The organism is Paenibacillus campinasensis (assembly GCF_002272015.1).
Classification (GTDB): Bacteria; Bacillota; Bacilli; order Paenibacillales; family Paenibacillaceae; genus Paenibacillus_AQ; species Paenibacillus_AQ campinasensis.
Map to the genome: position 1 here is coordinate 19,783 of NZ_NPBY01000029.1, position 22,490 is coordinate 42,272.

Genomic DNA, 22,490 nt, shown 5'->3' on the forward strand with positions numbered 1-22,490 from the left:
ATGCTGAAGCGAGGTTTCAGACGAGGGCGGCGGTCAGTCAGGAGACATTTCTCCGATGGATCGGTATCGATCTTTCTTATTGTCATTCTGGCCGCTGTGTTTATGTTTGTGGCGGTGTTTATTGACTATGCCCGGATTGCGGCGATGAAGGTTCAGACCGAAAGATTGGCGCGGGCCGCTGTCCGGTCGGTCATGTCCGCTTATGATCCAGTCCTGCAGCAGCGCTACGGACTTTTTGCATATGGAGAGACCGATGGCAACATGATTATGGGCAATGTGCTGAATGACAGCTTGAATCCGGGTGACCGGGGCGATGCTTTCCAATTGATGGCGATGCGGGTAGACAGCTCAGGGCTTGAACTGGAACGGCCATTGGGATCCTATGAAGTCTTTAATCGCATGATCGGCGAAGACATGAAATATAAAGCACCGATTGATTTTACACTCGAATTGGTACAAAAGTTCAAGCCGATGTCGCAAGCGATGAAGGAAGCCTCGAATACGGTGGATGTGCTTGGAAAGCTTCAGAAGCTGTACGACAGAAGAGAAGATGCGCTAAATGAAATGCTGGAGAAACAGCGGAAAGCAGCCGAAAGCGCGTTGCCGTTGCCGAAGCTGATTATGGACCCGCCAGGGGCTTACATCTATGATGCGTCTCTCAGCGGCTTCGTCTATATGGCGAGCGATGCGGCCGCCCAGTATGCAGATTATATGTCCAAGGTAGAGGAGGATGCCAGACGGCCGGAGGATGAGGACAAGTTGTATACTTCCTTGATACAGGATTATGAGTTCGGCGTGTCAGTGTTAAGCTCGCAAATATCAGCTCGATTGGATAAGGCCTCCAGCACGCATGATGAGCTTCTAACCAAGGCGGAACAACTGTGGACTGAAGCCCAAAGTTTGAATGAGGAAATGAAGCGGGTGATTCAGGAAGCAGAGGATCGAAACACCAATGTCGGTTATGATACCGTAACGAATGATCAGACCCTCGGCAACTCAGGATCGTCCGGAGAAGACGCAGCGTTGATTCGTTCGATTCGGGAGAAGACGGATCAACTGCTGCGAAGCGATGAGCTTCTGAACGGATTGCGTCAGGAGATTCATGGACAGAAGCGGAAGTACGCGGCTGTTCAGAGCGGAGTATCGTCTGTCGCCTCCTCTGCAGGAAGAAGCGAGAACAAAGGACAGGTCATGCAGACAAGCCGGCAGTTGGACAGTTACCTGCAGGAATATGCGGTTTCAGGCAGTGCAAATATCCTTGACCGTCAACGGGCTCAGCTGGACGAAAGCCGTGCTGCCGATAAAGAACGGAAGGCAGCAGAGAAGCTTGCCAAGCAGAAGCTGAATGAGGCTGCGAATGTATTGAGCGCTCTTAACGGACTCGAAGGGCAAAACGAGCTAATGGATGAGTTCCGCAAGCTGCAGCAGTATTATGACGAAAGTCTGCAGTTCAACCGGGAGCTAGATGAGGCGAGGAGTAGACGGGAGCTCGGCAGCAATCCCTATGACGCTGGCAAGTCAGCCATGAACGGGATGGACGGCATATTCGGATCGATGGGGAGCATTCTGGAGGGAGCAGGAGAAGAGCTTTTTCAAAATGAGTATGCGGTGCACTATTATCAGCATTTTGATATAGGCAAATTATCCGAGGTCATCCAGAATCCTTCGGCCGGAAGCCGTCTAGCTGATGAGCTTAGGGTCGCGAATCAAGAGGTGGAGTACATTCTTTACGGATTTCACAACCCGATTGGCAACATATCTTCCGCTTATGCCGAAATTTTCGCTACCCGGCTTGCGATCCGGACGATGGAGGGACTGGTCGAGAACAGCAAGCTCGGCAATCCGCTGGTGGTTCTGGCAGCTGCTATATTGTATGGGATCGAGAAGTCGATTGAAGACATGCTTCAGCTAGTTCAGAAGGGCTCGATTCCATTGTCCAAGTATGTGCCTGTGCAGCTGACTTATCGAGATCATCTCAGGCTGTTTCTGCTGCTGCATAGCAACAATGAGCGCAAAATGTCCCGTATGCTGGCACTGATCCGATTCAATACGGGAATCAATCCGGCTGATCGATCGACCTATGCTTCCGGTGAGGTCACCATGGCGATGCGGCTCTGGTTTCTGCCTGGCATTACGAATGTGCTGGGCACAGCAATTGGCGACAGCGGCGAAGTCCAGGGGAATCGGTATGTGTTTAGCCGCAGAGCGGATTTTTCCTATTAGGATTAGAGGGATTCGAATGAGAAGAGCAATACGGCGTAAGAGCGCCTTCCGGCACGGGAGCGGGAGCCATATTCGAACCGAGCAGGGAAGCATGGTGGTTGAAGCAGCACTGGTGCTGCCGATGTTTATGTTTTTTGTCATTTTTCTCATTTATATTGTGCAAATGACACTGATTTCAACTGCCCTGCAAAGCATGGTGTCCGATACAGTCAAAACGGTAACCGCCCATATATACCCGGTCTCCATCGCAGTGAGTCCGAACGGAGACCAAGCCTCCGAATCCGGTTCCTCGAGTCCCTCGCACTGGGAAATTCCGAAGCTGTCTTTAAGCGATTGGGCCTCCCAGTACACATCACAGCTTCCATCGCCTGTGAATGAGTGGATACAGGAGGCTATTGCGACCGGGGAGGAGCCCTTGCAGCAGCTTAAGAACGAGGCGGCTCAAGCGGTGCTTGACCCGGTAGTCAAACCGATTCTAAGGCCGTTCATGCCGGAGCTTCTTCATTACGAACGGATCCATGTATCCAATCTCCATATTCCGAACCTGAAGACCAATGAGAAGCCTTACTTCGGCATTGAGGTCAACTACGAACTTCCGATCCGCATGCCTTTTGTGAACAAGAAGATTGTGCTGCAGGCGAAAGCCCAGGAACGGCTATGGATTGGAGATACCGGAGAAGGGCGAAGCGGCGGGGGAACGGAGGAGAACACAGGACGCTCCATTGAGCTGCTGGAGAAGCCGGACCCGGCCGTTGCGAGCAAGCAGGCTATCGTGCGGGCCAAGATCGAGCCAGGGATGGAAGCCCAGCTGTCGGTCTACTACAAAAGTGGCAAAAGCACAGCCAAATATTTGGGCTGGAAAACGGCGGATGAGAACGGGTATATCGAATGGGAATGGAATGTTGGCTTTAACACGACCCCTGGCACATGGCCATTTGTGATAGAAACCGCGGATGGTCAGCGACTCGAGGTGATGTTTACTGTCGTGCCGCGACAATGATCAGGACCCTGCTTGGCATGGAACGAGAACCTTCAATTGAAGGGGCAAGAGGTAGAACGAAAGTGAAGAACGGCGGATATGTACGGTCGGATCGAGAGGGGGACGGGACATGGAGCTGGCTTTTGGAGCCTGCGGCATTTTTCTGCTGATGTCATTTATAACCGATATTCGCACGATGAAAATTCCGAATGTCATAACGGTGTCGGCGATGACACTGGGCTTGCTGTATCATGGTGTGATTGGGGGATGGGAAGGGCTGTTCTTTTCGCTTAAAGGCCTTGGGACGGGGTTCTTCATTCTGCTGATCATGTACTTTACCGGGGCTGTTGGCGCGGGAGATGTCAAGCTGTTTGGCGGAATCGGCGCATGGACCGGAGCGTTGTTCACACTGCAGTGTATTCTGTATTCGGTTCTGTTTGCCGGCGTAATCGGATTATGTCTTCTGCTCTGGCGCAGAGAGGTATTCAGCAGGTTACGACGAGTCGTGGCGGGCATAGCGGGTGTGGTTATGCTGAGAAGCTTGCAGCCTTGGCGTGGTCAGGAGGGAGAGCATTTGCGTTTTCCGTTTATGACCGCGGTGCTCCCGGGCGCCATCGGTGCGTACCTATTTTTATATGTGTAGGGGGCGGGAGCATTGCTTGGGTTAAACACGGATTTTGTACAGAATGGCGGAACGTTTATGGTGTTGGGGAGAGAGCAAGGAATTGCACCTTCCGAGCTCAACCCGGTGCAGCTAGGGATGATTCGCTCCGCGCGTATCCCTCACCTGCTCAAGCTGCATGTGCGGGAACTGGATAATCAGGTAACGCTGGAATATGACATCAGCGGCAAAAAGATGCTGTCACAAGCATTGAAAAGCGAAAGGCTGAGCCTGACTGAATATTATGGGCTGCTGCTCCAGATGGCCACAGCTTTGAATGAAGCGAGTCAATACATGCTTCAGCCCGAGCAGTATGTTTTGCATGAGGACTATATTTTTGTGGAAGGGGATCTGCATCTCGGGACGCTGTATTTATGCTATGTCCCTTTGGAAAACGCCAGGGGAACCGGGCCTGGCGTGCAGCATCCATTGAAGGAGTTCATGACCCGTCTGCTGGCGAATGTGACCGAGCTGAAAGGCGGGGGTGTGCAGGCGCTGATGTCTTTTTGCGCGAGCGAAGCCTTCCATCTGACAGGGATTAAGGAGCTGCTTATTGACCTGTTGTCCACAGAGGATGATACGGGAGGCAGAGAGGCTCGGACCGAAAATGCCGATATGCGGAGTGTGTATGAACTTGCCAGCGAGCAAGCGGCCAGTGAGGTGGAGCATGGCTACCGGGCGGCAAGGTATGAACCGGACGCGATTCCAACAGCACAACACCCGGAGCAGGAGACGAATAGAAAAAGTCAGGTTCGCAGCCGCAGCATAAGGCGAAATGCGAGGCGAGCGCAGGAAGAGGAGGATCAGGCACAGGAGCAGAGGGAAATACGTGAGCGTCTGCCGAAGGCTTCCGCCTTTTCGTTGTCCGCTTCCTTTTCTTCGAGCGAGGATGAGACAACGGAGGAGGCGCAAGGCTCCTCGCCCGTACGTACGTATATTGTGCTTGGCTGTATGCTCGCGGCAGCGGTCACGTGGCGGTTCCTGTACATGAATCAGCCGGGCACGCTGATGCTGATCGTATCGGCTGTCATTACACTGCTGCTGGCGGCAGCTGCTTGGCTGGCATGGCAGGGCAAGCTGAAGCGTTTGTTTGCAAGATCGGAGGCCTGGACAGACTCAGGCTCACTGCCGCTGCTTGAATCGGTGGAGCTTCCTTCCCCGCGCAAGATTGGCTGGGGAATTCCGAAATTTGAGGCAGACCCGTTATCTGAGGTTTTGACGGAACATCGCGATATTCCATCCCGACCAGTCAGGGGAAGACAAAGGCATGAGGAGGAACTCACGGAGGACTGGAGATGGAATCAACCGGATATGGAACCGGGAGAGCAGCCGAGCGTAAGCACAAACGACCGGACGGGGAGCCCAGATTCCGGATTCGGAGGCGGCTACAATTCTTCCGGAGGAATCCAGGCTGAGGGAGGTGCGCTGCAGCAGCGTCCCCATCAACAACGAACCGCCGGGAATCCTGGGATGTCAACTAGGCAGATGGAGGAGCCGACCGATGCCGAAGACTATTATCGGCAGCTGTCACACAAGACCAGCGTATTGGCTTCGGGTGACGCCGGTACAATGCTGCTCTCAGCCCAGGATGGGGGATGTATGACGGCAGCTACAGCTCCGAGAGCCTTCATTGAGACAACCGACCCGAATACAGGAGCAAGTCAGCGAATTGAGCTTGTTCAGCAGCATTTTATCATCGGCCGTTCACCCGAGGTCGCACAGTATGTGGCCTCCGCTCCGGGAACCTCGCGGGCACATGTGGAATTGTCTCGCGATCAAGGCGGCTATCTCATTAAAGATTTGGGTTCGAAGAACGGGACGGTGTTGAACGGGGAGCCTATGGTTCCGTACAAAGGGTATGCGCTGCAAGAGGGAGATACCTTTGTCATTGCAGGAGGGAAATTCAGCTTTAGGGTGTCGGTGTAGCAAGTAACCCAATGCCTGGGACAGTTAAAGAGGGAACGAACATGAAACGATAACGAATATAGAACGAATATAGAACGAAAATAGAACGAAAATAGAACGAATATAGAGCGAATATTAGAGCGATATAGAACAAAACCTGTGTCGTGGCAGTGTTAGTGCTATTCCTGCAGCTTCCTGATTAATCGGGATAACGGAGCAAAGCGTGCGGAAAGCGGGAATGAAACTGAGACTGTGCCCGATTCGGATATTAACAAAAACATCCCCTGGGTCCTTTAACGTCAAGCGTAAAGGACCCAGGGGATCTGTTCGTTATGCTTACTTGTTCAATAAATGCTGGTATGGTGTATAGTCGATATTTTTCTTCTGAAGAAAGTCGACCAGGAACTTGTAGTCCCGTTTCGGTGTCGCGACGATGTAGCCTTTGATGCAGTGGTCGCGGGTCACTTCAGTTGCGCCGGATTCCACGGCGATCTTGCCGATCTCGGCGGCGATGGAATGCTTGGCGATGTCGCGGAACGGGCCTGGAACCGGCTGCACCAGCTCATTCAAGAATGCCTTGGAATCATCGGTCCACAATGGCCGGCTCTTCTCAACCCAATAGTTCTGCCAGTCCAGCTTGGACTTGCCGTCGGCCTTCGGAAGCACCTTCAGAAACTTCCGGAACATAAAAAAACCGCCGATACCCATCACCCCAAGCATCACCCATCCCCAGAATGCAATCGAATACATAAACCAGGAAGGAGGTGCGCTGGAGGATAAAAATGCTGTAACAACCCCTACGCTCATCATCTCTATATCACCTCAGGAGGATTAACTTACATGACACTTCTATGAGAATTATAACGCATTTCTAGATTTATTTCAGTATTCACGCTAAAATAGGTGGTAATTGTGTGTCAAAAGGGGGATTAGGTTTATGTTGAAGATTGGTTCCCACGTGTCCTTCTCGGACAAGGGATTGTTGACAGCAACGGCTGAAGCCAATTCATATGGCTCCAGCTCGTTCATGATATATACCGGCGCGCCACAGAACACTCGCCGCAAGCCGATGGAATCCATGTTCCTCGAAGAGGGCAAAGCCGCGATGAAGGAAAGCGGGATTGAGGAGATCGTTGTCCATGCGCCTTACATTGTTAACCTGGGCTCCTATAAGGTGAACACCTATGAGCTTGCGGTCAGCTTCCTGCAGGAAGAGATTCGCCGCACGCATGCCATTGGCGTGAAGAACATCGTGCTGCATCCCGGTGCATATACCGACAAGGACCCGGCGTACGGTATCGACCGGATTGCCGAGGGCTTGAATGAAGTGCTGGGCGGTACCGAAGAGACCGAGGTGAAGATCGCACTGGAGACCATGGCCGGCAAAGGCACGGAGATGGGACGCAGCTTTGAAGAAATTGCTTCTATTATAGATAAGGTGAAGTATAATGACCGGCTCTCGATCTGCCTGGATACATGCCACATTCATGATGCCGGCTATGACATCGTCAATGATCTGGACGGTGTGCTGGAGAAATTCGATTCGCTGATCGGTCTGGACCGTCTGAGTGTCGTTCATATTAACGACAGCAAAAATCCGATCGGAGCAGCCAAAGACCGCCATACGCCACTGGGCACAGGCTGGATTGGCTTCGAGGCGATCCGCAACGTGGTTCATCATGAGAAGCTGCAGGGCAGACCGTTCATTCTGGAGACGCCTTGGATCGGCAAAGATCCCAAAACGCAGCGTCCGATGTATGAGATTGAAATTGCGCTGCTGCGCGGCGATGTTGAAGCTCGCTTCGGACAAGGGTTCATTGAACAGGTTGAAGAGCTCGGCTCGTTCTTTACCAAGGAAGGGATCGATTCCCGCCAATTCGTGCTCGATACGTGGACGCTCCTGAAGAATGACGCGAAGGCGAAAAAGGCCGACCCGCGCGAGCCCATGGAGCGTCTGTATGACATGGTTGTTGCAGCAGAACTGCTGCCGGACTGCTCGGAGGAGCAGGTGAACCAACGAATCATCGCCTGGTTGTCCGGTGCGTCTCTGTCTTCATAATAGGTAAGTAGCCGCTTTACAGCATCGAAATGACAGGAGGGTCATCAAGTTAGTATGGAAATCCATGTAAAAAAAGAACAGCCGTCGGCATCCGGCTTACACCCGAATCGTGCCCGCATGCTGATCTCTTGTCCGGATGGACCTGGGATCGTAGCGGCCGTCTCGCGCTTTCTGTTCGAGCACGGCGCCAATATCGTCCAATCCGATCAGTACTCCATGGACCCCGAGGGTGGAATGTTCTTCATGCGGGTCGAGTTCGACCTGGACCATCTGGACAGCAAGCTGCCAGAGCTGGAGCGTTCGTTCCGCGAGGTTGCAGACTCGTTCGACATGCAGTGGAACATCTACCACGCCGCCCGCAAAAAAAGACTGGCCATCTTCGTGTCCAAGGAAGATCATTGTCTGGTCGAACTGCTGTGGCAGTGGCAAGCCGGAGACCTGGATGCGGATATTGCGATGGTGGTAAGCAACCATCTGGACATGAAGGATTATGTTGAGTCTTTCGGTATTCCGTATCATCATATTCCGGTTACAGCTGATACGAAGCCAGAAGCCGAGAAGCGTCAGCTTGAAGTGATTGGGGAAGATATTGATGTCATTATCCTCGCCCGCTACATGCAGATCATCTCACCTGCATTCATTGAGTTTTACCGGAACCGGATTATCAATATCCATCACTCCTTTCTGCCCGCCTTCGTTGGCGGCAAGCCTTATGCGCAGGCATATAATCGCGGGGTGAAAATCATCGGCGCAACGGCACACTATGTGACCGAGGAGCTTGATGGCGGACCGATTATTGAGCAGGATGTTCAGCGCGTCAGCCACCGCGACGATGTGAATGAACTGAAGCGCATCGGCCGCACCATTGAACGGGTGGTGCTTGCACGTGCCGTCAAATGGCATATTGAAGATCGAATTCTCGTTCACAACAATAAAACCGTTGTATTCAGCTGATCCGGACTTAGCCAGGGCTTTCGTACATGCGATATAGACTTGGCGCTCGGACGATGGATAACGTATCCCGCAGGTAACGATGCGGGGCGGTATACACGGTTAATAGAGAACAAGGGCCACAGGAGCAGCTGACACTTTAACGCTGCAATTGGTTTAACTCCCGCTCCTTTAAGGGGCGGGAGCTTTCTTTTATCCGCACTCTGATGGAGAAAAGGCCGATGCAGTTTTTCAAGCAACAGTTCAAACTTTTTTCACATTGTACTCGTCAATAGTATTGTACGCCGGATGCGATGGTTGCCTCTGATCGGGTTCGAGACGTTTTGATCAGGCGGAACATCATCTCGGGTCATCCGTATTTATGTTTTACATACAGCCAAGAAGCAGACGTGAGGGGAATAGGAAAGAGCTATTTTATTGGAGAGGGGAATCATCAGTTGTCGTTGTGTACAAGAAGTTTGCGGGGTCTGTCGCTGTGGGTGATGGCGTTGCTGGTACTGGCTGCGTCATTGTTCACCGGGAGCGGAACGGCCAATGCCGACGCTCCTAAGATCCAGATTCAGACAGAGCTGGGCTATAAGGGGAAGCTGAAAGAGGGGAAATGGAATCCGCTGAAGATAACGCTGACAAGCGATCAGGATATCGCGGGTGACATCGTTGTTCAAATTCAGAGCTATCAAGGCATGGGGATAGAGTCTTCCTATGTTCAATATGTTGAGCTTCCGAAGGACACGCCGAAGGAGGTTGTTATCGGCATCCCTGGCGGCTATTTAAACAAGGATAATAACCAGATTTTATTTTATGAAAAATCGTATACTGAGGGCCAGCCGATTCCGTTTGACCTCGGCCGGAACTACCTTCAGAGCTCGCAATATTCCGGGGCGCTGATTGCCGTATTGTCCGATGATCCGGATACGATGAACTTTATGAACGCCCTGAACGGCAGAGGCAACAGCCTGAACACCGTGCCTCTGAAGGCAGAGGAATTGCCGGATCAGGCGCAGCTGCTGAACGGGCTGGATGTTCTTGTAATTAATAATTTTGCTTCCGATACATTGTCGGCTGCGCAGCAAGAGGCCATCGCCCATTGGGTGAGTGAAGGCGGAACCCTGGTGCTGTCCGGCGGAGCCGGTTATGTGAAATCCGCGGCGCCATTCGCCGATATTGCTCCGGTGCAATGGACCGGGACGACAACGGTGCAGTCTCTGCCTGAGCTGGAGAAGCTGGGCGGCAAACCGCTAAGCCTGCAAGAAAGCTATACGATTTCGACCGCAACGCCGGTAGAAGGCGCGGAAAGCCAGCTCGAAGGGAACGGGAACCCGCTGATCGTCTCGAAAAGCCAGGGCATGGGCCAGGTGATGTATGCGGCTTATGATCTGGCCTTGGAGCCCGTTGCTTCTTGGGGAGGGCATGCAGATGCATGGGCTTCGATTCTAAGAGGCGCGCTTCCGCTTGTTAATCCAGGCGGGATGGGGTATTACCAACCCATGCTTGAAAGCCTCGGTTACGTCACGGAGTACTTTCCGTCCTTGAAGATGCCATCCTTTCAGCTGCTGCTGTGGATGCTCATCGGATATGCGGTTATTGTAGGTCCGCTGCTGTATTTTATATTGAAGAAAGTAGACAAGCGGGAATGGGCCTGGCTTCTTATTCCTGCCCTGGCCGTTGTGGCCAGCGGCACGGTGTATACGGTGGGCTCCTCAGACCGTACGGAGGAAATGGCCCACACGATCAATGTTATAGAGATGGACGGTGAGGGGAGCGCTCTGAAGTCATCGGTTTCCGCCTTCTTCTCGCCTCGCAGCGGAAATTACACACTCGAGTTTCCTAAGAACACGTACCTGAGAGCCGGAGGTTCCAGCAACTCTTTTGGCGGCAGCAGATTAGGCGATAACAACACCTATATCCGTGCTGCGGAAAATGAGACGCTGCTGGAGTTTCGAAATATGCCTCAATGGTCGCTTGGCAAAGTCTACATGCAGGGACAGGGATACAATGAGGCGGGCAAGCTGACATCAGATATTCGTCTGGACGCAGCAGGGCAGATTGTCGGTCAAGTGACGAATGAAACGAAGAGCGATCTGGAGAATGTTGTGCTCGTTATGGGCGGCAAGGCTTACCGGATGGGCGATATAAAGCAAGGAGAGAGCGCTGAGGTGCCTCAAGACAAAGCACAGATTCTCACTACCAATCATCAGAATCTTTCCAATCTTCTGTATCCGTACACGAATAACGATGTCTACAATCGTGAACGGGAAGTTTTGTCCATGTACAGCTATTCGCCAACCAATATTGACAAGACATCGACTTATATTTTTGGCTGGAGCAAAGATCATCTGACGAATTATACACGCGCCGGAAAAGAAGTGAGCAGCGACCAGCTGAACTTCTGGGTGCAGCCGATTCAGATGGGATGGGCCCTGAATGAAGGCGAGATTACCATTCCGTATGGATTCTTGACGCCGGAAGTGACGCAGGTGAATTCCCCTATCTTCGGAACCTATGTGCATGGCGTGGAGCTTGGGCAAGGAACGATGATTATGGAGTTCCCGCTGTTGCCGGGCGACGATGTCAAATATTCTGAAATCTCCATCAAGGGAACGAGAGTGCCGGGAGTAGCTACAATGGAACTGTGGAACGCATCATCCGGAGAGTGGGAGCCGATGACGCAACAGAACAGTGTCCATGTGATCGCGGACAACCCGGAACAGTATATTGTGAACAATAAGATCCGGATTATGATCAGCACGTCTGACCATGTCAACTTCATGATGCCGGAGCTGTCGCTGAAAGGGGAGTCTCAGCATGATTGAAATACGCAATCTGAGTAAGAGGTACGGGAATTTCCATGCTTTGAAGGAGATCAACTTGGAGATTGGCAAGGGGACGGTCTTCGGGTTTGTCGGACCGAACGGAGCTGGAAAATCGACCACGATGTCCATCCTGGCGACGTTAATGCTGCCGACATCAGGCGTTGCCAAAGTCGACGGCTATGATGTGACACAGTATCCAAAAGAAGTGCGCAAACGGATCGGCTACATGCCCGACTTCTTTGGGGTTTACGATCAGCTGAAGGCGACGGAGTACCTGCATTTCTATGGCGCGAGCTACGGCATTCCGCGCACGGAGCGGGAGCAGCTGATTCCGCAGCTGCTGGAGCTTGTGAACTTGAGCGACAAGGCGGATGCCTACGTGGACACCTTGTCGCGCGGGATGAAGCAGAGATTGTGCCTTGCCCGCTGCCTGGTTCATGATCCGGAGGTGCTGATTCTCGATGAACCGGCTTCGGGGCTTGACCCGAGGGCGCGGATCGAGATGCGCGAAATATTGAAAGAATTGAAGCTGATGGGGAAAACGATCATTATTTCGTCTCACATCCTTCCCGAACTTGCTGAAATGGTGGACGAAATCGGCGTGATCGAGCATGGCGAGATGATTGCCCAGGGCAAGGTTGCAGATATTCAGAACCGGCTGCGGGTTAAAAAGGTGATTCATATCCGGACCCTGGAGCGGGAGGAGGAGCTGGCGGCCAAGTTGCGGGATGAGCCTCATGTAAGCTCCGTATTGACGGACAACACCGGGGTCCATGTGCATTACAGCGGGGATGATGTGCAGCAGAGCGCCTTGCTGCGCCAGGTCATCTCCTGGGAAATTCCGATTGTGTCCTTCCAGGAAGCGCAGAGCAACCTGGAGGATGTATTCCTCGAAATCACCAAAGGAGGGGCCCGCGAATGAATTGGACCCGAAGATTAATCAATCCGGTAATTAACAAGGAGTTCAGACTCCGGATGCGCTCCCCGCGTTCGATGATGTCCGTGCTGTTCTACGTTTTGGCTTTGGGCGTTGTGGCGATGGGCTTTATCTATCTGACACTGTATTTGGACCAAAGGAGTTCCCAGCGCTTTAATGCGCAGGCGAGCCAGATGATGTTCTATGTGCTCAGTTTTGCACAGCTGATACTGATCGCCTTTATGGCTCCGGCCTTAACGGCGGGCGTCGTCAGCAGCGAACGCGAGAAGCAGACGCTCAGCATGCTGCTTACGACCCAGCAAAGCTCTACCACGATCATTCTGAGCAAGCTGGCGTCTGCGCTGAGCTTCATGGCGCTGATCGTCCTGGCAACACTGCCGGTATACAGCATTGTGTTTTTGTATGGCGGTATTTCACCAAAACAGATGGTATCGGTCTTCCTGTTCTACCTGTTTGTCATGCTGCTGCTGGGCGCCCTAGGCGTGATGTTCTCAACGCTGTTTAAGCGCACCATTATCGCGGTGATCGTGACTTATGGAACAGGGCTGATCATCTTTCTGGTCACGGGACTTCTGTATCTGTTCTGTATGGGCATTGCGCAGCAGAATATGTACAGCTCAGGTCAGCCGGCGCCGGGAACCTATTCATGGGTAGGATATTTGCTGGGGCTTAATCCGGCCGGGGCGATGGTTAGCCTGCTGAACCCGACGTTCTCCAGAGATGCATTTCTCATGTACGGCGGCAGTTTGAACAGTGAGCCTCCGATTCAGCTGTGGCTGGAGTTTGTGCTTGTCTATTCAGTTGTGATAGTGCTGGCACTGCTGATTGCCATCCGCAACATTCGCCCAGTGGCGAGACGGAAGAGAAAGAAGGATGGCGGACCGAAAGCCGGGCAAGCGGCGGAGCAAGCCCAGCAAGAGGTGGGGCAAGCTGAGCAACCTTCGCAATCCTGACATGGTGCACGTTCATTTAACTAAAGGAGGGGATCGTCGTGGACAACATCATTCGCTTCATTGAGTCTGCCAGGCGAAGGCTTCAGGCCTTTCGCGTGCTTGCTGGCGGTTTGTACGGCCTTATGGCCGGAATGGGAGCGGCGCTTCTGCTGCTGGTGATCGGGAGAATCGTTCCGATCCCTTGGCTGAAGACGGCGGTGATGATGGTTCCGCTGGCGGCAATCCTGATTGGGCTTCTGTATGGCTGGCTGCGGCGCATACCGGCAGAAGCGGCGGCCCAGGCGATGGACCGCGCTTCGGGTGAAGCCGAGCGAAGTGACATGATGGTGACCGCCCTCTCCTTCAAGGAGGAAGACACGGTAGCGGCTCGCTATCAGCGGGCGCAGGCGGAGGCATACGGGGCAAGTTTCACGGCCGAGATGAAGTCCAGGCTGCCCGCACCGAATGTTCGCAAACAGCTGCTGATCAGTATGGCCGGCCTCGTCTCGGTTGTGGCGCTGACGCTGATCCCGAACCCGATGGATGATAAGATCGAGGCGGCGCGGGAGCAGAAGGCCTGGGTACAGGAGCAGGTACAGAAAACGGAAGAGCTTGAAGAGCAGATCCAGCAGGAGACACTGGATCCTGCCACCAAGCAGAAGCTGCTTGAAAAGCTGGATGAACTGAAGCAGCAGCTTGCAGCCGAGCAATTTCCCGAGCAGGCGCTGGAAAAGCTGGAAGAAGCGATGAAGGAAATGGAGAAGCTGGCGAAGCAGCAGGAAGAGCGTTCGCGTGAGCTTGCAGAGCTGGCCCGGCAGATGCAGCAGGAGCAGGCATTGGCTCAGACAGGACAGAGTCTGGAACAAGGCAAGGCCGATGAGATGCAGCAGGAAATGAGCAAGATGATGGAAGAGGTCAAGCAGATGACCCAGCAGGAGAAGGATGAGCTGGAAGAGATGCTGGAACAGCTCGCTGAAGCTGCGAAAGAAGTACCGGACATCGAGAAGCTGGCCGAGGAGCTGAAGAAGACCGCCCAGGCTTTACAGGAAGGCGCTTTGCCAGAGGAATTGGAAGAGGCGCTAAGGCAGATGTTCGCCGAACTGGAGGAGTCTGCCCTTGCCAAGGCGTCCGCGGATAGCGAGTCGCAAGGCGCCTCTGCACTGGCGTCCGCTCTGGCTGCCCAAGGTCTTGGGCTGGCGGAGCAGATGCTGGCCTCGGGGATGTCAGTATCGAACAGCTGGAGCTCTGGCGGCAGCGCCCAGGCGCTGGCACAGGCTGCTGGCAGCAGCGGTGAATCAGGAGAATCGGGGGAAGGTGGCTCGGGGCAACCATCTGGCAGTGAAGGCTCCGGAAGTCAAGGTTCTGGAGGCTCTGGCAGCAGTGGCGGCAGCGGAGGAAGCGGAGCTGGGGCAGGCAGTGGCGGAAGTGGGACTGGTGTGGGCAATGGGACAGGCGGCAGCGGAGCCGGACTTGGGTCGGGCGGCCGCGAGCTGGTCACCACGCCGCGAGCATTGGAGGGCAGCGGCAATGTCGAAGTCGATACCGGTCCGCTGGACGGCCAAGGCGGCGAAGTCCAGAAGGGCGGCGTGTCCCCGACCGTGCCAGGAACTGCCAGACCTTATGAAGAGGTGTACCGTGATTATGAAATAGAAGCGCGGAAGTCGCTAAATCGCAGCCAGCTGCCTGAGCAGATGCAGGGACTGGTCGAGGCGTATTTCATCGAGATTAATCCGAATCCTTAGCTTCGTGCGTACGGAAGGCATCCGTGCGTATATAGCCATAAACAGCACTTATTAATTCAAGAAGACGGAGGACAATTCATGTCGGATATCGCAGTGAAACCACAGGAATGGAAAGAGAGTATCGACAGTCTCAGGGAGCATATCGGAAAGGTCATCGTCGGTCAGCAGGAGGTTGTCGAGCAGATGCTCTGGTGCATATTCGCCGGAGGGCACGCATTGCTGGAGGGCATTCCCGGCCTTGGGAAAACGATGCTGGTCCGCACGGTGTCGGAGGCGCTGGATCTGTCGTTCTCGCGCATCCAGTTCACCCCCGATTTGATGCCGAGCGATATTACAGGCACGAATATATTGTCGTTCGGGCAGCAGGGCAGCACCGGCATGACGTTTCAGAAAGGGCCGCTGTTCAGCAGCATCGTGCTGGCGGATGAAATCAACCGGGCGACCCCCAAAACGCAGAGCGCCTTGCTGGAAGCGATGCAGGAGAAGACCGTTACCGTAGGCGGAGAGACGCATCGGCTGCCAAGGCCGTTCTTCGTCCTGGCAACACAGAACCCGCTTGAGAATGAAGGAACCTATCCGCTTCCGGAAGCGCAGCTTGACCGGTTCCTGCTCAAGATCGACGTTTCGTACCCTAGCGGTGACGAGCTGAAGGAGATTGTACGGCGCACGACGTCATCGCATGAATTCCAGGTGACGAGACAGATGACGGCAGACACCCTTCTGGAAATTCAGCAAGGCGCGAAGGAAGTGCTGGTCGCTGAAGATATTTTGGACTATGCAGTGAGGCTGCTTATGTCCACGCATCCCGAAGAGGCTTCGGCTCCGGAGGCGGTTCGGAAGTACGTCCAGTTCGGCTCCGGGCCGCGCGGCGTGCAGTCCATCATCTCGGTCAGCAAGGTGCGGGCGCTGTGCAGCGGCCGGATGCATGTATCGACAGGTGATATCCGGGCCGTGGCGCTGCCTGCGCTGCGTCATCGTCTGTTCCTGAATTTTGAAGGACAGGCGCTTGGCATTACGACAGACAGCATCATACAGGAGGTTCTGCAGGCGCTGGAGGGATCGGCGTGAGCGGGGCCGGACATTTGCTTCCACCCGAGTGGCTGCCGCGGCTTGAACGATTCAGCCTGAGTGCCAAAAGGCGGGTGGCAGGCACCCATCAAGGGAAGCGGCGCTCCAAGCGCCTCGGTTCCTCGCTGGAGTTTGCCGACTACCGGCTGTACACTCCCGGCGATGATGTCCGCAGGTTTGACTGGGGCATATATTCCCGTACAGGGAAAGGGTTCGTCCGTCAGTTCATGGATGAGCAGGAGCTGACGGTCAACATTTATGTGGACTGCTCGGCTTCCATGGGAACAGATATTGCAGCTTCTCCGGAGCTTGGGGGGACATCGGGCTCAGCCCTGCCGGAGGGAGGCGCCAAATGGATGCTCGCCCGGCAGCTTGCGGCCAGCATCGGCTATATGGCGCTATCCTCATATGACCGTCTGCAAATCGCCTGTTACAGCCGGACGCTCAATGCCCGCTTGCCGGTTATGCGGGGGAAAGGATCGGCACATCGACTTTTCTCCTTTCTGCAATCGGCACAGACCGGGGGAGAAGGAAGCCTGGCGGCGGCGCTGGCAGTGCCGGGCTCGCTGCCAAGGCAGCCGGGTATGACCTGGATATTCTCGGACTTCTGGCTGGAAGGCGGGGAAGAGGAGCTGTACAAGGCGCTGTCCCTGCTGTCCGGAACGGGGCAGGAGGTGGTGCTCGTCCATATTTTGTCGCGGGCAGAGCTTGAGCCGAAGCTTTCGGGCGATCTGAGGCTGGTGGACAGCGAGACGCTGACCGGCAAGGAAGTGGCGCTGACGGGCAAGGTGCTGGAGGCGTACGAGAGGGAGCTGGAGCGTTACCGCCACATGCTCTCCGCCGTATGTGCCGAGCGGGGCATGTCCTATGTGCTCATTCCGGCAGACTTGCCGCTGTCCGACGCGATGTTTGGCGTACTGGCCGGATCGGGACTGGTGAGCGGATAAGGTGGCAGGCACTGCGGGTCTGATTCAAGAAACGAGACAAATCTACAATAGGTAGAATCAGGGAGATATAGCAGAAAGCGCGGCGTCTGGATCTGCTAGGGCAATGACTTATAAGCCGAATAGCGACAAGCGCTGTGCCGGGTATGGAAGGAGGGGGCATGTTTGGGGATTCAGTCGTGGGTTAGTCTCTGGTTCGGTTTAACGCTGCCGGCCATTGTGCTCATGTATATGTTTAAGCGAAAGTATGTCGACATGGCAGTCCCCAGCCACTTGTTATGGGATCGGGTTCTCCGAAATCTGGAGGCGAACCGGCCGTGGCAGAAGCTGCAGAACCGGCTTCTGCTGTGGTTGCAGCTGCTGGTCGCAGCGCTGCTCGTCTTCGCACTGATGCAGCCATTCTTGCAGGTGTCCGGGGGCGGAAGCGCACATATCGTGATCATTGCGGATACCTCGGGCAGCATGAGCGCGGAGGCCGGACCGACGGATAATTCGGAAGGCGGCGCGCAGGAGCGGACTTCCCGGCTTGATCTGATGAAGGAGCGAATCCGGGAATATGTCCGCGATCACGGGCAGGGCAGCGACATTACCCTGCTGGCTGCAGGGGCGAGCCCGATCACATTGCTGTCGCGGGAAGGTGACAGCGCTTCGCTGCAAAGCGCTTTGGAGCAGCTGCGTCCTTATTACGGGCCAGCCTCCTACAGAGAGACGCTGTCACTGGCTTCAGCGCTGACCCGGGAGGAGTCAGATGCCGAAGTAGTTATATTTACAGATGGTTACTGGAAACGTGACGAGGTTGAGGTCGCTTATCAGGTGCCGGTCTCGGTGGAGTCGATTGCAGGGGATATGCTGCTGAATGCATCGATTGATCAGTTTGGCGTATCGCCAAGGGATGAAGCGGGGCTTCGGCATGATGCCGTTGCGGTCATCAGCCTGACTGCGCAGGCGGCGACAGCCATGGAAGTCAGCCTGTATGGGGATGAGCAGCTCCTGGCGAGCAAGGTGGTGGAACTGACACCGGATGCGCGTGCGACGGTTTCCTTCCCGGATCTGCCGCTGGCGGAGATCTACCGGCTTGAGCTGGCAGGGGATGACGGCTATGCCGCTGACAATGAAGCGTATGCGTTCAGCAGCGGGCATGGAACTTCGCGCGTGCTGCTGCTGACATCCGGCAATCTGTTTCTGGAGAAGGCGCTGCAGCTCAGCGGTGCCGAGGTGACCCGGATTGCGACTGGCATCGCGGACGAAGCGGGCGGGGATTTGGAGAGCACAGAGGAAACGGGAACGGCTGATAACCGTCAGTCCAGCGAGGCAAGTCCGCCTCCGGTTCCGGATGGAGCCTTTGACGTCATCGTGATGGACGGCAGCGTGCCGGACAGCTTCAAGAAGGGCGAGTGGGCCAAGCTCACAGCCTCCGTCCCGCTGTGGACGATCGGCGGCGAAGGCACCCGCAGCGAGCAGCCTGGCGGCCGAGCGGCCATCGGCACGCATCCGGTCATGTCTTACATTACGCTGAACGATGTGTACTTCGGCGCGGTGACAGATGAGGGGCAGGCGCCGATCTGGGGAGAAGCGATTGCGAGGATCGGAGATACTCCGCTGATCCATGCCGGGAAGGAAGGCGGCCGTCCGCGTCTGGCTTTTCATTTTCTGCTCCAGGACAGCGATCTGCCATTGTCGCCGGAATTTCCGGTGCTGGTCAGCAATGCGCTTGAATGGATGACAGCAGGCAAAGGCACCGGGCTTGGACGTTACATCGCAGGTGCCCAGGCAGATATTCCGATTGCGGCGGACACGGTGAAGGCCGGATGGGCTGCCAAGGGCGGGCTCGCGCTTGCCGAAGCTCCTGCCTATACGGAAGCGGCCGAGACAGCGCAGGGAGTTTCACCGGTGCAGACGGTACCGGACATACCGGGACTGTACGCTTTTGAACAGGAGAATCGGGACGGGGAGAAGATCAGCTATTGGCTGTCGGTTGCGCCGGACCCGTTCGAAGGGGATTGGAGCGAGCGCCGGGAACCGAATATTGTTCAGACCACGGCAGGCAGCGGTCCAGAGCAATCCGGAGAAGGGTCAGATCAGTCAGAACAGAACGCGTCATCGGCGGCTGCGAGGGCAGCTTCGTTAATGCCTTGGCTTGCGGCACTTGCGCTGGCCGTTATCGCTGCAGAATGGGGGGTGTACCAGCGTGGGCGTTCAGTTTAGTCAGCCGTGGTTCCTGCTGCTGCTGATTCCGGCAGCACTGTTTCTGTATTATGCATTCCGGTCTGATTTCAGGCTAAGCGGCTTTCGCAAAAAGCTGGCCTTGACGCTGCGCGCCCTGGTCACTCTGCTGCTGATTCTGATGTTATCCGGTCTGCACGGTTACACCGTGCTCCGTGACAAGCAGGTCGTGTTTCTGGCGGACCGCTCGGATAGCATGGGCGATGCCGATCGGATCAGCACCTGGATCAGCGAGGCGGTACAGACCAAGGGAGAGCGGGATCAGACGGCGATTGTATCGGTTGGTCTTGAAGGCGCTGTGGAGCGTCTTCTGACTGACCATGAGCGTCCGGGAGCCGGGATGAACGCCCGGCTGGAATCAAGGTTCACCGGGCTCGAATCCGGGCTTCAACTGGCAGGCAGCCTGTTCGAAGGCAGCTCGGATTCACGGATCGTGCTGATCTCCGACGGGGAGGAGAATGTCGGCAGCATGGCTGCTGCGGGCAGGCTGCTGAAGGATCGCGGCATCGCCGTCGATGTACTTCCGGCTCCCGGGCAGCAAATCCGCGATGTTGCGGTGGAGGAGCTGCGCGTGCCGGACCGGCTGTATCAGGCGGAAGCTTTTTACGCTGAAGTGCTGGTGCAAAGCACCTTCAAAACCTCAGGCGAGCTGCGAATTTATGAGGACAACCGGGAGATTGCCCGTCAGACGGTAGAGGTGTCGCCGGGCGAGAACCGCTTTGCGGTCCAGGGCCTGGCGAAAACGCCGGGGCTGCATCGCTATCGCGCAGAGGTGTTCATGAGCGGCGATGAATCGTCGGCGAATAATGCGGCGTATGATTTTACCCGTGTCGAGGGTTCGCCGAAGGTGCTGATCGTCGAAGGCAAGCCGGACACCTCCTCCAACATTACAGCAGCGCTTGAGTCGGCGCTGATCGGTACGGAAGTGATTCCACCGGAGATGCTGCCGCTCGAGGCGGCGAAGTATGCAGCGTATGACAGCATTATTTTTAACAATGTGTCTGCCACGAAGGTAAGCGGTCCTGCGATGGATATGATTGAGCAGGCGGTGCGCAGCTTCGGTGTCGGCTTTATGATGGTCGGCGGAGAGAACAGCTACGGGATGGGGGGTTATTTCAAAACCCCGATCGAAAAAGCGCTGCCGGTCTCGATGGAGCTTGAAGGGAAGCGTGAAGTGCCATCTTTGGGACTTATACTCGTCATCGACCGCTCCGGCAGCATGGACGGCAACAAGATCGAGCTGGCCAAGGAATCGGCCATGCGGACGGTGGAGTTGCTAAGATCCAAGGATACGGTCGGCGTGGTGGCGTTTGACGATCAGCCCTGGTGGGTTGTGATGCCGCAAACGCTGGAAAACAAGGAAGAGGTCATCAGCAGCATCCAGTCGATCCCGAGCGGCGGGGGAACGGATATATACCCGGCAGTAGAGTCGGCGCTGGATGAAATGCTCAAGCTGAATACGCAGCGTAAGCATATTATTCTGATGACGGATGGCCAGTCTGCCTTCAACTCCAATTATCAGGGGCTGGCGGACACGATGGTCGAGGAGAATATTACGATGTCTACCGTCGCGGTCGGAATGGATGCCGATTTGAATCTGCTGCAGTTTTTGGCGGAAGCGGCGAACGGACGTTATTACTTCGTGGAAGATGAGACGACGCTGCCGGCGGTATTCAGCCAAGAGACAGTGATGATGGCGCAGTCCTACATTGTAGACCGGCCGTTCGTGCCTGCTGTGCAGCAGGCCGGAGACTGGATGGGCTTGTTCGAGCGCGGCGTTCCGGGACTGCTTGGTTATGTGGCAACGACGCCGAAGTCGTCGGCGCAAAATGTGCTGGTTAGTCCCGAGCCGGATCCCGTGCTGGCAAGATGGCAGTACGGTTCCGGCCGGACGGTAGCCTGGACGAGTGACTTGAGCGGGAAATGGTCGAGCGAGTGGGTGAACTGGTCCGGCTTTGCGGATACGCTGACGGAGATCGTGAAATGGACGTTCCCGCAGTTCGTATCATCGCCTTATGAGATCACGACGGCTGTAGCGGGCAATGAGGTAACATTGCAGGTGAACACGACAGGCGATCAGCCGCCCGAGAAGCTGAGTGCGATTATCGGCGACGACGAGGCGGGCGAGCAGGTCGTGGAGCTGATTCAGGAAGCACCGGGGCGGTATACCGGACAGGTTCGCGTCTCCAAGCCGGGCGCGTTTCTGATGTCGCTCCAGGATCACAGCGACGATGAAGCCGTTCAGGCTGCGCCGGGGACAGGGTTTGTCGTTCCATATTCGCCGGAGTACAAAATTTCCTCCGGCGGTGGCGAAGAGGCGCTGACCCGGCTGGCTGAATTGACGGGGGGACGCGTCCTGTCCTGGGATGAACCGGCAGCGGTGTTCGACCGGGAGGCGTCCACGCGGACGCAGCTCCATGACTGGAGCTACGCGCTGCTGGCGGCGGCCCTGCTGCTGTGGGTCGCCGACATCGCGGTGCGGCGCCTGGCCCTGCCATGGGGGGCCATCGCCGCCGGTGCGGCCGCCCTGCTGCGCAGGCGACCGGCCCAGGCCGCGGAGGCCGGGCAGCGCCCCGGCCTCGAGCGGCTCGCGGCGCGCAAAGCCCGTGCCGCGAGCTTCTACGGCGGCGGCGCAGGCAGGGGCTCCGCCCAGCCGCCGCCGTCGTCCCCGCCCGCGGGGCCGCGTGAACGCGGCGCGGGCGCCGGGAATGCCGGGGGCGCGGTGCGCTCCCCGGCACCCGGGGCTGCACCGGCGGGGGGCCGCAAGGCCCCGCCGGAGGCAGCGCCGCAGCGGCGGGCGGATGCCCCGCTGCGGGAGCCGGCCCGGGCGAAGCCGGCCGGCCGGGATGGCGCGCGCGATGCGAGCGCGCCGCCACCACCGCCCCCTCCCGCCTCCGGCGGCGGGGGCGAAGAGCGCCGGCCCGGTGCCCCAGGGCCGGCGACAGAGGAGCGCGCGTCCTCAATGGACCGCCTCCTCAAGGCGAAGAAGCGCGGCTCTCGGTAAGATGCCGCCGCGCCTGAGGCACCACATCCCGCCGCTAAGTGCAGGGCGG

The 22,490-nt window shown here is 56.1% G+C and carries 15 protein-coding genes; 14 read left to right on the forward strand and 1 reads right to left on the reverse strand.

Features of this window, described 5'->3' with window-relative positions; translation table 11 throughout:
• The 4 genes from CHH67_RS09060 (at window position 1) to CHH67_RS09075 (ending at window position 5,789) form a co-directional block, all read left to right on the forward strand.
• Complete coding sequence (locus CHH67_RS09060) at window positions 1-2,223, forward strand: hypothetical protein (RefSeq protein ID WP_095264847.1); 2,223 nt, start codon at window positions 1-3, stop codon at window positions 2,221-2,223.
• Window positions 2,224-2,239: 16 nt separating this feature from the next.
• Entirely contained in the window at window positions 2,240-3,223 is a 984-nt protein-coding gene (locus CHH67_RS09065) for a TadE/TadG family type IV pilus assembly protein (RefSeq protein WP_342351952.1), read from the forward strand.
• Between the two features lie 109 nt (window positions 3,224-3,332).
• Complete coding sequence (locus tag CHH67_RS09070) at window positions 3,333-3,845, forward strand: A24 family peptidase (RefSeq protein WP_095264848.1); 513 nt, start codon at window positions 3,333-3,335, stop codon at window positions 3,843-3,845.
• 12 nt (window positions 3,846-3,857) lie between these two features.
• Entirely contained in the window at window positions 3,858-5,789 is a 1,932-nt protein-coding gene (locus tag CHH67_RS09075) for a DUF6382 and FHA domain-containing protein (protein WP_095264849.1), read from the forward strand.
• A 315-nt stretch (window positions 5,790-6,104) separates the two neighbouring features.
• Here the strand turns inward: CHH67_RS09075 and CHH67_RS09080 are convergent, their stop codons facing one another.
• Window positions 6,105-6,578, reverse strand: coding sequence for a DUF2621 domain-containing protein (locus CHH67_RS09080; RefSeq protein WP_413773633.1), 474 nt, complete (start codon window positions 6,576-6,578; stop codon window positions 6,105-6,107).
• 127 nt (window positions 6,579-6,705) lie between these two features.
• Between CHH67_RS09080 and CHH67_RS09085 the strand changes: the two genes are divergently transcribed.
• The 10 genes from CHH67_RS09085 to CHH67_RS27025 all read left to right on the forward strand — a co-directional run bounded on the left by CHH67_RS09085 (window position 6,706) and on the right by CHH67_RS27025 (window position 22,441).
• Window positions 6,706-7,827, forward strand: coding sequence for a deoxyribonuclease IV (locus tag CHH67_RS09085; protein WP_095264850.1), 1,122 nt, complete (start codon window positions 6,706-6,708; stop codon window positions 7,825-7,827).
• A gap of 54 nt (window positions 7,828-7,881) precedes the next feature.
• Window positions 7,882-8,781, forward strand: coding sequence for a formyltetrahydrofolate deformylase (purU, locus tag CHH67_RS09090; RefSeq protein ID WP_095264851.1), 900 nt, complete (start codon window positions 7,882-7,884; stop codon window positions 8,779-8,781).
• Between the two features lie 455 nt (window positions 8,782-9,236).
• The gene (locus CHH67_RS09095; protein ID WP_244908135.1) at window positions 9,237-11,591 is read left to right on the forward strand and encodes a DUF7408 domain-containing protein; all 2,355 of its coding nucleotides are present in this window, start codon (window positions 9,237-9,239) and stop codon (window positions 11,589-11,591) included.
• Entirely contained in the window at window positions 11,584-12,513 is a 930-nt protein-coding gene (locus tag CHH67_RS09100; protein ID WP_095264853.1) for an ABC transporter ATP-binding protein, read from the forward strand. The genes CHH67_RS09095 and CHH67_RS09100 overlap by 8 nt, the downstream gene beginning before the upstream one ends.
• Window positions 12,510-13,481 (forward strand): ABC transporter permease, encoded by a 972-nt coding sequence (locus CHH67_RS09105; protein WP_095264854.1) that lies wholly within the window; start codon window positions 12,510-12,512, stop codon window positions 13,479-13,481. Before CHH67_RS09100 ends, CHH67_RS09105 begins: the two co-directional genes overlap by 4 nt.
• Window positions 13,482-13,519: 38 nt before the next feature.
• Window positions 13,520-15,202 carry a 6TM ABC transporter family protein gene (locus CHH67_RS09110; protein ID WP_095264855.1) on the forward strand — a complete coding sequence of 561 codons (1,683 nt, stop codon included), beginning with the start codon at window positions 13,520-13,522 and terminating at the stop codon, window positions 15,200-15,202.
• A 78-nt stretch (window positions 15,203-15,280) separates the two neighbouring features.
• Window positions 15,281-16,270 carry an AAA family ATPase gene (locus CHH67_RS09115; RefSeq protein WP_095264856.1) on the forward strand — a complete coding sequence of 330 codons (990 nt, stop codon included), beginning with the start codon at window positions 15,281-15,283 and terminating at the stop codon, window positions 16,268-16,270.
• Complete coding sequence (locus tag CHH67_RS09120) at window positions 16,267-17,217, forward strand: DUF58 domain-containing protein (RefSeq protein ID WP_095264857.1); 951 nt, start codon at window positions 16,267-16,269, stop codon at window positions 17,215-17,217. The genes CHH67_RS09115 and CHH67_RS09120 overlap by 4 nt, the downstream gene beginning before the upstream one ends.
• 162 nt (window positions 17,218-17,379) lie before the next feature.
• Entirely contained in the window at window positions 17,380-19,419 is a 2,040-nt protein-coding gene (locus tag CHH67_RS09125; protein WP_095264858.1) for a vWA domain-containing protein, read from the forward strand.
• Window positions 19,403-22,441, forward strand: a complete 3,039-nt coding sequence (locus tag CHH67_RS27025; RefSeq protein ID WP_095264859.1) for a VWA domain-containing protein — start codon at window positions 19,403-19,405, stop codon at window positions 22,439-22,441. Before CHH67_RS09125 ends, CHH67_RS27025 begins: the two co-directional genes overlap by 17 nt.
• Window positions 22,442-22,490: the final 49 nt, after the last annotated feature.